Source organism: Aeromicrobium sp. 9AM (genome assembly GCF_902506105.1).
Lineage (GTDB): Bacteria > Actinomycetota > Actinomycetes > Propionibacteriales > Nocardioidaceae > Aeromicrobium.
The window spans coordinates 2560117-2572712 of the sequence record NZ_LR733304.1 but is presented as its reverse complement, the minus strand read 5'-3'; the positions used below and the strand labels follow the sequence as shown (position 1 = coordinate 2572712).

Below are 12596 nucleotides of genomic sequence, written 5' to 3'. Positions count from 1 at the left end.
TCGCTCGCTGGCGCTCGCTCATGCCGCCGCTTCCTGCAGCTCGTGGGTGTTGGTCGTACGCAGGCCGATCAGGGCGCCGGCGGCGAGGAAGATCGCACCGACCAGCAGGCCGCGCTGGAATCCTTCGACCATGGCGTCGGGTGCGACCGTGTGAGCCTCGAGCAGGCTGTTGGTGCGCGAGGTCGCGATCGCCGACAGGACGGCGAGACCCAGTGCGCCGCCGACCTGCTGCGACGAGTTGAGCAGCGCAGCGGCGAGGCCGGCCTGCTCCTCCGGCACCCCCGCGTTGGCGGCGTTGATCAGGGCCACGAAGACGAGCCCGATGCCGAGCGACATCACGATCATGCCCGGCAGCAGGTCCGAGACGTACGAGCCGTCGACCCGGATGTAGGAGAACAGGTAGACCCCGGCAGCCGTGATCAGGCCACCGGTCACCACGAGGACGCGGGTGCCCACTTTGGCGATCAACGCTGTCGCGATGCCGGCCGAGACACCGATCACGACGCAGACCGGGAGATAGGCCAGTCCCGTCTGGATCGGCGAGAAACCGAGGATGCCCTGCATGTAGAGGCTAAGGAAGAAGAACATCGAGATGAACCCGGCGAACGCGACGAACTGGGTGATGTTGGCGGCCGCGAGCCCGCGCACCTGGAAGATCGTGAACGGGACGAGCGGGTTGCGGGTGCGGCTCTCGACCCAGATGAACGACGCCGTCAGAGCCACGGTCCCGGCCAGTCCGGCGATCGTGCGGGTCGCGTCCCAGCCGCGATCCGGGGCCTCGACGAGCGTGTAGACCAGCAGCAGCATGGCTCCGGTCGCCAGGACCGTGCCGACCAGGTCGAATCCCCGCCGGCGCTCGGCCGGGCGGTCGTCGGGGATCAGTGCGTAGATCGCTGGTAGCAGGATCGCGCAGATGACCGGGTTGATGAACATGACCCACCGCCATCCCGGTCCCTCCGTTAGCACGCCGCCCAACAGGACGCCCACGGCCGAGGCGAGACCGCCGACCGCGGCCCAGGCGCCGAAGGCCTTGTGACGGTCCGGGCCGTCGGTGAAGGTCGTGGTGATGATGGACAGGGTCGCGGGGATCGTCAGCGCGGCGCCGACGCCCTGCACGAGCCGGGCACCCACCAGCACGGTGGAGGTGTCGGCGAAGCCGCCGACGAGCGACGCGATGCCGAACAACGTGATGCCGGCGACCAGTACGCGGCGGCGGCCCAGGAGATCTGCCGCCCGGCCGCCGAGCAGCATGAAGCCGCCGTACGTCAGGAGGTATGCGCTCGGCACCCACTGGAGCTCCTGGACGGAGAACCCGAGGTCGTCGCGGATGGCCGGCAGGGCGACGTTGACGATCGTGACATCGATCAGGTCGAGGAACCCGACCGCGCACAACAGGATGAGGATCAGCTTGCCCCGCGACGTCGCGAGGACTGAGGGTTCAGCGGTGGTGGATGACATGGACTTCCCCTTTATTGAGTCGCTACTCAGATAAAGGTGACACATCCTGAGTGAGAACTCAATAAAGATGGAGAAACTGCTGTTGCCCGATAGGGTGACGTGGATGACAACCACCGGGAAGCGTCGCGGCCGACCGCCCTCAGGAGGGCGCGAGGAGATCCTCCGCGCCACGCACGACCTGCTGCGCGAGCGCGGCATGGCCAAGCTGACGACCCGCGAGGTCGCCGAGCGGGCCGGCGTCTCGGAAGGCAGCGTGTTCTATCACTTCGAGGACAGGTTCGGACTGCTCAAGGCCGTCTTCGAGCGAGCGCTGGGGCCGCTGCACCTCGATGCGATCGACCCCAGCGCCGATGACGACCTCCGTACGACCATCACCGGGATGTCGGAGTCGATCGAGACATTCCTCAACGCCAGCCTCGACGTCATGATGGCGGCGCAGTCCGATGCCGGGCTCCGGGACTCGCTGCACGCCTACATGCTCGAGAGCGACTACGGACCCCATCGAGGCATTGCGGGCATCGGAGCGTACGTCGCGATGAAGCAGAAAGCCGGCATCATCCGCGCCGACGTGGACCCCAAGGTCATCGCGTCGATGATCGTCAACGACGGGTTCCAGCGCGCCGCCGTGCCCAAGCTGATCGGCAGCCGCAAGGGCATCCAGCCGCGGCCAGCATTCGTCGACACGCTCGTGACGATGCTGACCCCGCCGGCCTGACGGTCAGCCAGCGCTCGCCTCGACCAGCGCCCGCCGCAGGGCGTCCTTGGCGGCCGCGTACCGGCTGCGGGCGGTTGACGCGTTCAGGCCGAGGATCTCCGCTGCCTCGACGATCGTGAAGCCATCCCAGTGGATGAGCATGACGAGCTCACGCTGCGCGTCGCGGAGCCGCAGCACGGCATCGCGTACGGCGTGCGCCTCTCCTGCCGCAGGTGCCGGAGCAGTGGTGGCGAGGTGCTCGCGCAGCCGATCGGCGAGGTCCAGGCGATGCTGCCACGTACGCCGATGGTTCGACAGCGTGTTGGCCGCGATGACGAACAGCCACATGCGCTGCCGCTCCGGATCGGCCGGCAGCTTGTCGACCCGGCGCCAGGCGGTCAGCATCGTCTGGCCCAGGAGGTCTGCGGCCTCCTCGCGATCGGTGAGCCGGCGCTCGAAGTACGCAAGAAGGTCGGGAGCCGTGTCGCGGAACGCGGAGCGGATCTTCGCCCGGTCGTTCGCCGTCACTGGTCGCTGCCCAAGCACGAGGCCATCGCGGCAACGCTGACTGCCTCCGGCGGCAGACCCTGCTGGGCGAGATGTGCGCTGAGGCGGCGTGCGAGCTCGGCCCGCATGGTGTCGCCCTTGTATTGCTCGATCGTCGAGAAGTCGAAGCCCTTGAGGAACGCGTCTGCGGCGGCGATCGTCTCGGCGCGCGTGGCCTCGTTGACGGGATGGGCCGGGTCGTGGAGCCCCTTGGCGCTGAAGGCGAGATCACAGGTCTTGCCATCTGGCGAGGTCTGCGTCGTCCGAGCGGCTGGATCGTCGAACCACGGCGTCGGCAGCAGACCGGTGGCGCCGGCCGCGGCGCCGGCCCCGAGGATTCCGATCGTGGCGAGGCTGACGATCGCGATCCGCTTGCGGCGGCGTGACGGTGCGGTCGCTGCGACCTCGGCAGCACTGACCACTACGGCGAGCTCTCGGTCGAGCTCTGCCGTGCGTGGCGTGGTGGCCGGGGTCGAGCTGGCGAGCAGGTCGTCGAGCGAGGATGGCATGTCGTCTCCTGACGAACGAGGATGATCCGTACGCCCCGTACATGTATCCAAACAGGCCGGTCGTCCAATCAAGCAAGAAAATTGTCTGATCTGACCGCTCAGTTGCGCCTGACGACGATGCCCAGGACACCGGTGGCGAGCAGCAGCGAGATCACCGCTCCGGTGGAGGTGGGCGAGATCAGGATCGGCGCGGTCGCCAGGATCAGCACGTCGAACCCGCGGAGCAGGCTGAACGCGAGCCCGGGCGGGATGCCGCCGGCAGGAGAGGCCACGAGCCCTTGGGCGTAGCTGGGCGGTGGTGCCAGGATCCAGCGGGCCATCGCGGCCAGTGCCGTCACGGCCATGGCGGCCGCGATCATGAGGCTCGCACCCCACGTCGCGGAGGTCGCGGAGTGCATGGCCGGAAGGGTCGCGAGTGACCAGACGCCGGTGAGCGCGGCCGGCACGACGAGGCACGCGGCGCGCACCGTCTCGGGCGGCATCGGGAAGCATCGCATGAGCCCGAGGTTGCGGTTCGTCGTACGCAGGGCTGAGCACAGAGGCACGCCGGTCACGAACAGTGTGAGGGCGCCGGCGAGCACCGCGAGCGCGCCGAGGTCGACCGCCACGACGAGGTAGGGCACGACCGCAGCCGCAGCCAGGATCACCAGCGAGGGCACCGAGCGGCGGAGCCTGATGACGTCCCGCCACACCAGAGCCCATGGGCCCTTCGGACCGCTGCGGACCGGCGTGACGGTGGCCCTCGTCAGCCACTTCTGCGCGATCAGGATGTCGTACATCACCGTGAGGTCGAGACCGGCGAGCGCACCGGACAGGCTGGCCAGCAGCGCGCCGCCTGGGACGAGCCGGTTGTGGTGGAGGCGGGACAGGTTCCGCGCGCTCGCGACCAGCAGCACCGCCGCGCCGATCCAGATCGCGCCCGTGACGGCTGCTCCGGTCGTGATGGCCCACGGGGCGGACGTCGGCGCCGCCGGGACGGCGTCGGCAGCGATCAGCACCAACGCGATCCACGTGGCAACACCCAAGGTCCAGGTGAGGAGGCGCGTGGCCCACCCGTCGTGGGGCTGGACCAGCGCGGCGAACATGGCTGCGGCGATCCCGCTCGCCGTCGCGGCAGCCGCGACGAGGCCGATCGCGGGGGCGCCGAATCCTGCGAGGGTGGAGGCGACCGATCCGGCCACCGCTGCACACAGCGCGGTCACCGCCGCCACCAGTCCCAGCCGCGGACGCAGCACTGCTGCGCGATCCACGGGCGTCGCGAGCAGCCACGAACCTTCCGCAGGTGACACCTGGACCGGGCCCACGGCACGCCCGGCCACCAGCGTCACCGCGATCATGGCCGTGACGCAGACCCAGGCGGACGAGAACCGCGCGTCGGTGCACTCCGTCGTGGTGCAGCTGGCGGAGATGCTGAGCCGGGTCTGGTGGACCGCGCTGACGGCCATCGCGGACAGCATGCAGGTCGCGAACAGCGCGATGTAGGCGTCCGACAGCACCTCCATCAGCGTCGTGTCGGCACGCCCTCGGCGCCACTCCCGCGCCTGCTGGCGCAGCTCGCGAACCTCGCGCCGGGAGGCTCGGGTCACCGAGGCTCCAGGGCCAGGACGTCGTCGGCCACCGATTCGACGAGCGCCGCGTCGTGACTCACCAGCAGGATGCCGAGGCCGTCACGTTTCTCCGCATTGAGCCGCTCTGCGAGCCAGGTGAGCCCGGCGCTGTCGAGCCGTTGCTCCGGCTCGTCGAGGATCAGCAGGCGCCGCGGGCGTACGAACGCCGTGGCGAGGGCCAGTCGCCGTCGCTGCCCCGACGACAGGGTGCCGGGCAGCCGACCGGCCTGGCCCAGGAGTCCCACATCGGTCAGCACCGCGTCGACCACGCCTTCGATGTCCTCGATGCTGTGAGCGCGCGCCAGCAGGTCGAGGTGCTCGACCACGCTGAGGTCGGGGAAGAAGCTCATGTCGTCCAGCACGACGGCCAGGTCACGTCGCACGGCCGGCGACCGCTCGTCCAGCGTCTTGCCGTCGAGCTCGACCGTCCCTGCGGTCGGCTCGTCGGACCCGGCGATGCAGCGCAATGCCGTCGACTTGCCGGAGCCGTTCGGCCCCGTGATCGCGAGGGCCCGGCCCGCGTCGACCTCGAGATCGAGGTCGACGATCACGTCCAGGTCACCGAAGCGGCGGTGCAACCCCCGGACCCGGAGCAACGGAGGTGTCTGGGACATGTCGTCACGGTATCTGCAGGATCCGCGGCTGCAGGCGCGACGCCGCGATCAACGCTTCCCGCGTCGACCCCAGGGCTTGGTGACCGAAAGGATCGCCGAGACGACGAGCAGCGTGCACGAGGCGACCGGCGGGTAGAGGAACACCGCGGGATCGTCGAGCGCGGCGCGTACGTCGTCACCGGTGGTGGCGCTCGTGACCTCCAGCGACGACACAGCCGGCAGCAGGGCGATGAACACCAGGACGGTCAGCAGCAGCGAGATCACGAGCTTGGTGGCGACCCACCAGTAGCGGATCAGTCCCCACTTGGTCCCGAGACCGAGCAGGACGCCGGTGGTCAGGATCAGCAGCGACAGCGCCGGGATCGTCCACGGCACGAGCGTGGCGATCGCCCGGTAGCTCGCGGCCGCTGTCTCGCCGTCATCTGTCGTGAGGCCGGTGATGACCAGCGGCAGCAGGGCGAAGTCAACGCCGATCCAGCCGACGCCGGAGACGATGTGCAGGATCAGCACGGTCTTGCGCCACCGCTGGGGCAGCCGGCGCGGGCGACGGTCGAGCGGGGTCGTCGTGGTCATGAGAGGTCCTGTCGGTGCGGGCGGTTCCTACCCCTGCATCGTCGCCCGCCCGTACGCCGGGCACATCCACTCGCGCGGGTATCTTCCCGTACTCCCCAGGACGTACGAGGAGCGCCGATCCCCTGCGTCGGCGCTCCTCGTACGTGGCTCTCAACGGATGTCAAACAGGTCCGAGTCGGAGTGCGTGTCAGCAGCGCCGAGCGTGGCGATCGACAGGACGGCCACGACGATGAGTGAACCCATCACGGACAGCGCCGCCCAGCCGTCAAGAGCGTCGCCGAGAGGTCCGCGGTCGGCGAAGCCGGCGACCGCCATGGCACCGACGCAGAGTGCCGCGATCGCGGCGAGCCGGGTGAGGACCGCCCGGACGAGGCGGGGGAGCGAGTGGGCGGCGTGAGCAGCGGCGGAGGTGAACGGGTAGTTGATGGTGGCCATGTGAATCTCCTGGTGTCGAAGTGATGTCGACACCTTCTGAGACGGGCCTTGAGAGAACGTTGCGAAAGGTTTGAGACCGGCGCGCGTGGGTCAGGCCGCCATGTCGTCCCAGCTCATCGAGGGCACGCCGATCTCGCGCATCCGCAGGACGTACGCATGATGGTGGCGCCGTGCCTCGCCGTGACGGCCGGCTGCCGAGAGGATCCGCATCAGCGCGGCATAGATCGACTCGTCGAACGGGTCGTACGTCAGCAGGCGCGCGAGCCAGGGGACGGCACGCGTGGGATCGGGGCCCTCCTGCAGCGCGAACGCGAGCACCCGGATGACCTCGTTGCCGAGCGCCTCGACCTCGTCGCGGATCTCGCCGGGCCAGTCCTCGGCAAGATCCTCCTCGAGGAACTCTCCGGTGTGCATCGCCGCAGCGGCCTCCAGCATCTGGATGGCGTCCGGGCTCCCGGCCCGCGCGACGGCGAGCGACTCGTGTGCGGCAACGATGAAGTCGGCGACATCGACCTCGACGTGGGCCGTCACGAGACGCACGCTGGCCCGGTCGGCATGCACGAAGTGGTCCGTCCCGTACGACTTGTGGGGGTCCAGGACGCGGCGCAGCTGGGACAGGGCGACCGAGAGCTTGCTGCCGGGGTCGGCGTCGTCGGGCCACAGCAGGTCGGCGAGTGCCTCGCGCCGGATCCCCTTGGCGCCGCGCCCTGCGAGCACCTTGAGGATGTCGCGCGCCTTGCGCGACGGCCACTCCGAGCCGGTCACCGGGCGCCCGTGCAGGGACAGCACGAACGTACCGAGCACGTGGACGTGCACCGGGTGCTCCCCGGCCCGGGGCCAGATCGCGTGCAGCGGGCCGGCGATGCCGTACGCGTCCTCCTGGACGCCGAGCGATCGCAGCCCCGAGCGGGCCAGCTGCTCGGTGAACGGGCTGCCGAACAGGTGCGCCTGCACGATCCGGTTGACCTGCAGCCGGATGGGATTGCCGATCTCCTGCCAGATGGAGGCCGCTTCCTGCAGCTGCGCCTCCCGGTTGTCGTTGGCCGAGAGGGCGGACAGCTCGAGGGCCTCCGCCAGCCAGGCGCGGGCGTGGCGCCGGGAGGCCTCCGCGAGGGCCTCCTTCGCGAAGGCGGCGGCCGCCTCGGCATCACCCGCATGCAGCACGACCCAGCCGACCGTCAGGTTGCCCGGCAGGAGACCTACTGCGGACGGCAGGGAGAGCAGACGGCGTGCGGTCTCCTCGGCACCGGCTGGATCGGTGGCGACATGGATCAGCGCCGAACCCGTGAGTGCAGGTACGAGGGTCTGGGTGTCGCCGGACTCCTCCGCGACGGCGACGGCCTCCCCGTATGCCATCGCGGCCTGCGCCGTGTTGCCGCGTGCCCGCTGGATGTCGGCGAGCAGCTGCCAGGCCGCACCCACCATCGGCGACTCGAGCCCCGCCCAGATCGCGCGGGCCGCCTCCACCTCGACGAGCGCCTCGTCGATCCGGCCGAGGTTGAGCATGACGTCGGCGACGTTGTGCCGGACGAGCGCGATGGAGGACAGGTGGCCGATGCCGTTCGCCAGCCGAAGGGCGTGCTCGAACTGGTCGAGGGACTCGACGTAGCGGGCCTGGTCGAACAGCACGGAGCCGAGATTGTTGCGGATGCGGGACTCCATCAGCATGTCGCCGGCGGCCTCCGCATGGTCGAGGGCGCGCTGGTGCGCGTGCAGGTTCTCCCGCGGCTCGCCGTGGATAGACGCGAGCATGGCGCGGCTCTCCCAGGCCCAGGTCAGCGCCGTGTCGTCACCGCTTCGTTCAGCCGCCTCGAACGCCTCGAGCCCCAGCGCCTCGCTGCGGTCCGCGTCCCCGCAGCCCCACGCGCTCGACGCCCAGGCCGCGCAGAACTGGGCCCGCTCGGCGTCGTCGAGCTCTGCCCGGTCGGCGTGCCCGAAGAAGTGCTCGGCCCGTTCGGTGTGACCCAGGTGGTAGAGCGCGTAGCCGGCTCGCCACGCCATCGCCGCCGGATAGCGGTCACCGGACTGCACGATGACAGCCACGGCCTCCCAGTCGTCGGCCGTGCTCGTCGCGATGGCTCGGGGTCCGAGACCGACGACGGCCTGCAGCAGGCGCTCGGCGTCGCCGTGCACGCCGAGGAGGTCGCGGACCGAAGCGGGTCGCGGCGCGTCCGGCATGGGCAACCTCCTGCACTGCCCCTCCTGACCTCAGGGTAGGGGGGCCAGAGGGTGCCTTGCTGCGAAATCAGCCTGTCTCGCCAACGAAAATCGCTACTGTGCACCCAAGAGGGACGACGAAAGGTGCGCCATGAGCTCGTCTCCGCTGTCCCGTTTCCTGCGCGGTCTGGCCAAGTCCCCGATCATCGGGAACCTGTTCTCCGGCCGGGGGTTGTCCGTCTCGGCACCGGACATCGTGGTCCCCGACTCCGACGTGGAGGTCACCGTCACGGGTGTCCCGTCGGGCGAGGTGTGCGTCATCGCCATTGGCACTCTGGTCACGCAGACTCTGACGGCTCCGGCCGCGGGACCTGTGACGGCAACCCTGAAGCTGGCCGCGCTGGTCGCGCCCGGTGAGTACGAGATCAAGGCCACGCTGCCGGCGTCCGGACGCTCGGCGACCCGCAAGATCGCCGTCGTCCGCAACCAGCAGACGTACACCAAGCAGAAGTAGCTGCGGCTCAGCCGACCGCGTCGACGTACCACCAGCGGCCGTCCTCGCGGACGAACTGGCTGACCTCGTGCTGGCTGCCCTTGCCATCGGAGGAGCGGTGGTACGCCCGGAACTCCACGACCCCGTCGGTGTCGAACGGGCCGCCGCGCTCGGTGCGGAGGATGTCTAGGCGGTACCAGCGACGATCGCTGTCGAGCTCGAGTGTCTTCGGGCGGGTGCTGGCGTGCCACGTCGCCTGGAGGTAGTCGGGGTCGCCGACCGCGAACGCGCTGTAGCGCGAGCGCATCAGCTGCTCCGCCGTCTGCGCGACCGCGGCTCCCGCGTGCAGCGGGCCGCAGCACGCGTCGTACGTCATCCCGCTCAGGCAGGGGCAGCGACTCACCGTGCTAGGACTTGGTCTCGCCGTCGGCCTCGTCGGCCGCCTCGTCCGTCGCGCCGCCGGCCGCCTTGCTCAGGTCGGCGCCGCTGGGGTTGGCGTCGCTGAGTGGTGCGGCGTCGTCGGAGACCGGATCTGCGGTGGACTCGGCGTCCTCGACCGGGATGATGCCGGCCTCCTCCTCGCGGGCGTCCTCCTCGACCGGCTCGGTCTCGTCTGGCACGTGGGTGACCTCTTCGGCCGGCGACTCGTCCGGCGTCTTGGTTGCGGGGATCTCCGGCTCGCTGTCGGACTCCTCGGGCACCGACTCGGTCTCCGGATCGGTCGTGTCGCCGGGATCCTTCCCGGAGGAGTCGGGGGTCAGGTCGGTGTTGACCGGCCCGACATTGGCCCAGGCCGCCTTCTCCTTCTCGCTGGCGTCGCGGTCGTCAGCCGGCTCGGCATCGGACGCCGAGTCGTCGGACGTCGAGCCTGTCGAAGCCTCGGTGGTGGTTTCGACAGGCTCAACCGGCGTGCTCTCGTCCTCGGTCGCGGTGGCCTCGGCTGCCGGCCCGACGTCCTCGGTCCTGCTGATCGACTCGTCGGCCTTGTCCTCGGCGTCGGGCTCGGCCTCCTCGGCCGGATCGGCCTTGGCCTCCGAGTCGGGAGCCTCCGCCTTCACCGGCTCCGGAGCAGGCGGCGCGGTCTCGTCGGAGCGAGCCTCTGGAGCGTCGCCCGTACGCGATCCGGCGTCGTCGACGTCGATGTTGCTCGCGGCTGCGGCGGCCTTGTCGGTGTCCGTGACCTCGTCGGGTCCGCCGGAGCCCGATGAGGGCCCGGCGGGCGACTCCGTCGCGGCTTCAGCCTCGGCGGACGTGGCGGCCTCGGCCTCGGCGACGACCGCGGCCGTCTCCTCGGCCGACGGCGCACGCTTGACGCCGGCGAGCAGCATCTGCGCGACGTCGAGCACCTCGACCTCCTCGCGGGCGGCACCCTCGGACTGCTTGAGGGTCAGGCCGTCCGAGAGCATGACGCGGCAGAACGGGCAGCCGACGGCGATCTGGTCGGCGCCGGTCGCGATGGCCTCCTCGGTGCGGTTGACGTTGATGCGCGAGCCGAGGGTCTCCTCCATCCACATACGGGCGCCACCGGCGCCGCAGCAGAACGACTTCTCGGAGTTGCGCGGCATCTCGGTGAACTCGGCACCGGGGATGACGCTGAGCAGCTCGCGGGGCGGCTCGTAGACCTGGTTGTGACGGCCCAGGAAGCACGGGTCGTGGTAGGTGATCTTCTTGGTCTCGGTCTCCGCGGTGGGCGCGACCGGGGTCAGCTTGCCCTCGCGAACGAGCCGGTTGAGCAGCTGGGTGTGGTGCACGACCTCGAGCTCGACGCCGAACTCGGCGTACTCGTTCTTGAGCGTGTTGAAGCAGTGGGCGCAGGTCGAGACGACCTTCTTGACCTTGGTCTCCTTGAACACCTCGGCGTTCTGCATCGCGAGCTGCTGGAAGACGATCTCGTTGCCGGCGCGGCGCGCGGGGTCGCCCGTGCAGGTCTCGCCATCACCCAAGACCGCGAAGGTCACGCCGGCCATGTCGAGCAGCTCGGCGACAGCCTGCGTCGTCTTCTTGGCGCGGTCCTCGAACGCGCCGGCGCAGCCGACCCAGAACAGCCACTCGACCTCGTCGAGGTCCTCGACGTCGACGCCGACCTGCTTGACCTCAAAGTCGAGCTTCTTGGCCCAGTCCATGCGGCCCTTGGGGTCCATGCCCCACGGGTTCCCCTTGCGCTCCAGGCCCTTGAAGATGTTGTTGAGCTCGGCCGGGAAGTTGGACTCGACGAGCACCTGGAAGCGGCGCATGTCGTCGATGTGGTCGACGTGCTCGATGTCGACGGGGCACTGCTGCACGCAGGCGCCGCAGTTGGTGCAGGACCAGAGCACGTCGGGGTCGATGACGCCGTACGCCTCGGCGTTGCCGATCAGCGGGCGCTCGAGCTCGGTCTTCTGCTCGTCGGTCAGCGTCTCCTCGTCCTGGCCGAGGATCGGCAGCTTGGCGTACGCGTGGTCGCGCAGGCCCATCATGAGCAGCTTGGGCGACAGCGGCTTCTCGGTGTTCCACGCGGGGCACTGGCTCTGGCAGCGGCCGCACTCGGTGCACGTCGTGAAGTCGAGGATGCCCTTCCAGGTGAAGTCCTCGACCTTGCCGACGCCGAGCTTGGCGAAGTCCTCCTCCTCGAGGTCGTCCATGTCCTCGAGGTCGAGCGCCTTGCCCTTGATGTAGATCGGCTCGAGGCCGCCCAGCGCGGTCGAGCCGTCCGACTCGCGCTTGAACCAGATGTTGAACCACGCGGTGAACCGGTGCCAGGCGACACCCATCGTGATGTTGCGGGCGATCGTGATGAGCCAGGTCATCGACACGACGATCTTGATCATCGCGATCGTGTAGACGAGGGTCTCCATCGTGTCGACCGAGAGGCCGTCCCACAGGTCGCCGAGGAAGAACGTCAGCGGGTAGTGGAACGTGAGGTCGTCAGCGCCGTGCGCCTTCTCCATGGCGTACTCGAGCGTGCGCAGCGTGAAGCCACATAGCACGACGACGAAGATGATGGTCTCGACGAAGTACGCCTGCCAGAACGTCGAGCCGAAGAAGCGCGACTTGCGCCCGAGGCTGCGCGGGTGGTTCTTCTGGCGTACGGCGATGAGGTAGACGATGCCGATCAGGGTCAGCCACGACAGGACCTCTGCGGGCCACTCGTAGACGACCCAGTGGCCGATGATCGGGAGCGCCTGGTGCGCGTCGAAGACCTGGAAGTAGGCGCCGAGGACCATCGAGCTCAGGAAGATGAAGCCGGCGAACACGAACCAGTGCATGATGCCGATCCACTGCCACTGGAGCATGCGGGTGTGGCCCAGCGTCTCCTTGAACATGTTGGCCCAGCGGGCGCCCTTGTTGTCCGTGCGCCCGATCGCCGGCTGACCCTTGCGGATCACGGCGACCATGTCCCTGACGGCCTTGACCGCCAGTGCGACCGCGACGGCGGTGATGGCAAGCGACACGACTATGGCGACGACACGCATGGGAGCCCTTTCCCAGAAGTACGGAATGACCGTGACAGTACGGCTGACATTAACCCGT

General features: G+C 69.4%; 12 protein-coding genes. 2 read left to right on the top strand and 10 right to left on the bottom strand.

Features of this window, described 5'->3' with window-relative positions; translation table 11 throughout:
- Nucleotides 1–18 precede the first annotated feature (18 nt).
- The gene (locus BOSE46_RS19210; protein WP_201299682.1) at nucleotides 19–1458 is read right to left on the bottom strand and encodes an MFS transporter; all 1440 of its coding nucleotides are present in this window, start codon (nucleotides 1456–1458) and stop codon (nucleotides 19–21) included.
- A gap of 103 nt (nucleotides 1459–1561) precedes the next feature.
- Here BOSE46_RS19210 and BOSE46_RS19205 point away from each other — a divergent pair, with 103 nt between their 5' ends.
- Nucleotides 1562–2173 (top strand): TetR/AcrR family transcriptional regulator, encoded by a 612-nt coding sequence (locus BOSE46_RS19205; RefSeq protein WP_159541785.1) that lies wholly within the window; start codon nucleotides 1562–1564, stop codon nucleotides 2171–2173.
- Nucleotides 2174–2176: 3 nt separating this feature from the next.
- Here the strand turns inward: BOSE46_RS19205 and BOSE46_RS19200 are convergent, their stop codons facing one another.
- The 7 genes from BOSE46_RS19200 to BOSE46_RS19170 form a co-directional block, all read right to left on the bottom strand.
- Nucleotides 2177–2680, bottom strand: coding sequence for an RNA polymerase sigma factor (locus BOSE46_RS19200; protein ID WP_159541783.1), 504 nt, complete (start codon nucleotides 2678–2680; stop codon nucleotides 2177–2179).
- Entirely contained in the window at nucleotides 2677–3207 is a 531-nt protein-coding gene (locus BOSE46_RS19195) for a hypothetical protein (RefSeq protein ID WP_159541781.1), read from the bottom strand. Before BOSE46_RS19195 ends, BOSE46_RS19200 begins: the two co-directional genes overlap by 4 nt.
- A gap of 98 nt (nucleotides 3208–3305) precedes the next feature.
- Nucleotides 3306–4793, bottom strand: a complete 1488-nt coding sequence (locus BOSE46_RS19190) for a DUF6297 family protein (RefSeq protein ID WP_159541779.1) — start codon at nucleotides 4791–4793, stop codon at nucleotides 3306–3308.
- Nucleotides 4790–5428, bottom strand: coding sequence for an ABC transporter ATP-binding protein (locus BOSE46_RS19185; protein WP_159541777.1), 639 nt, complete (start codon nucleotides 5426–5428; stop codon nucleotides 4790–4792). Before BOSE46_RS19185 ends, BOSE46_RS19190 begins: the two co-directional genes overlap by 4 nt.
- A 48-nt stretch (nucleotides 5429–5476) precedes the next feature.
- Nucleotides 5477–6001, bottom strand: a complete 525-nt coding sequence (locus BOSE46_RS19180) for a hypothetical protein (RefSeq protein WP_201299681.1) — start codon at nucleotides 5999–6001, stop codon at nucleotides 5477–5479.
- Between the two features lie 150 nt (nucleotides 6002–6151).
- Entirely contained in the window at nucleotides 6152–6436 is a 285-nt protein-coding gene (locus BOSE46_RS19175) for a hypothetical protein (RefSeq protein WP_159541775.1), read from the bottom strand.
- Between the two features lie 90 nt (nucleotides 6437–6526).
- On the bottom strand, nucleotides 6527–8614 hold the full coding sequence (locus BOSE46_RS19170) for a tetratricopeptide repeat protein (protein ID WP_159541773.1): 2088 nt from the start codon (nucleotides 8612–8614) through the stop codon (nucleotides 6527–6529).
- Between the two features lie 130 nt (nucleotides 8615–8744).
- On the opposite strand from BOSE46_RS19170, the gene BOSE46_RS19165 reads away from it, so the two are divergent.
- Nucleotides 8745–9107, top strand: coding sequence for a hypothetical protein (locus tag BOSE46_RS19165; RefSeq protein ID WP_159541771.1), 363 nt, complete (start codon nucleotides 8745–8747; stop codon nucleotides 9105–9107).
- A 7-nt stretch (nucleotides 9108–9114) separates the two neighbouring features.
- Here BOSE46_RS19165 and BOSE46_RS19160 read toward each other — a convergent pair whose 3' ends face one another.
- Nucleotides 9115–9489, bottom strand: coding sequence for a YchJ family protein (locus BOSE46_RS19160; protein ID WP_159541769.1), 375 nt, complete (start codon nucleotides 9487–9489; stop codon nucleotides 9115–9117).
- A 4-nt stretch (nucleotides 9490–9493) separates the two neighbouring features.
- The gene (locus tag BOSE46_RS19155) at nucleotides 9494–12538 is read right to left on the bottom strand and encodes a heterodisulfide reductase-related iron-sulfur binding cluster (protein ID WP_159541767.1); all 3045 of its coding nucleotides are present in this window, start codon (nucleotides 12536–12538) and stop codon (nucleotides 9494–9496) included.
- Between the last annotated feature and the right edge of the window lie 58 nt (nucleotides 12539–12596).

What these genes read in the sequence shown, in the direction of transcription:
- BOSE46_RS19205 (WP_159541785.1), top strand. Translation starts at nt 1,562, where the DNA reads ATGACAACCACCGGGAAGCGTCGCGGCCGACCGCCCTCAGGAGGGCGC.
- BOSE46_RS19175 (WP_159541775.1), bottom strand. Translation starts at nt 6,436, where the DNA reads ATGGCCACCATCAACTACCCGTTCACCTCCGCCGCTGCTCACGCCGCC.
- BOSE46_RS19210 (WP_201299682.1), bottom strand. Translation starts at nt 1,458, where the DNA reads ATGTCATCCACCACCGCTGAACCCTCAGTCCTCGCGACGTCGCGGGGC.
- BOSE46_RS19170 (WP_159541773.1), bottom strand. Translation starts at nt 8,614, where the DNA reads ATGCCGGACGCGCCGCGACCCGCTTCGGTCCGCGACCTCCTCGGCGTG.
- BOSE46_RS19155 (WP_159541767.1), bottom strand. Translation starts at nt 12,538, where the DNA reads ATGCGTGTCGTCGCCATAGTCGTGTCGCTTGCCATCACCGCCGTCGCG.
- BOSE46_RS19195 (WP_159541781.1), bottom strand. Translation starts at nt 3,207, where the DNA reads ATGCCATCCTCGCTCGACGACCTGCTCGCCAGCTCGACCCCGGCCACC.
- BOSE46_RS19165 (WP_159541771.1), top strand. Translation starts at nt 8,745, where the DNA reads ATGAGCTCGTCTCCGCTGTCCCGTTTCCTGCGCGGTCTGGCCAAGTCC.
- BOSE46_RS19180 (WP_201299681.1), bottom strand. Translation starts at nt 6,001, where the DNA reads ATGACCACGACGACCCCGCTCGACCGTCGCCCGCGCCGGCTGCCCCAG.
- BOSE46_RS19185 (WP_159541777.1), bottom strand. Translation starts at nt 5,428, where the DNA reads ATGTCCCAGACACCTCCGTTGCTCCGGGTCCGGGGGTTGCACCGCCGC.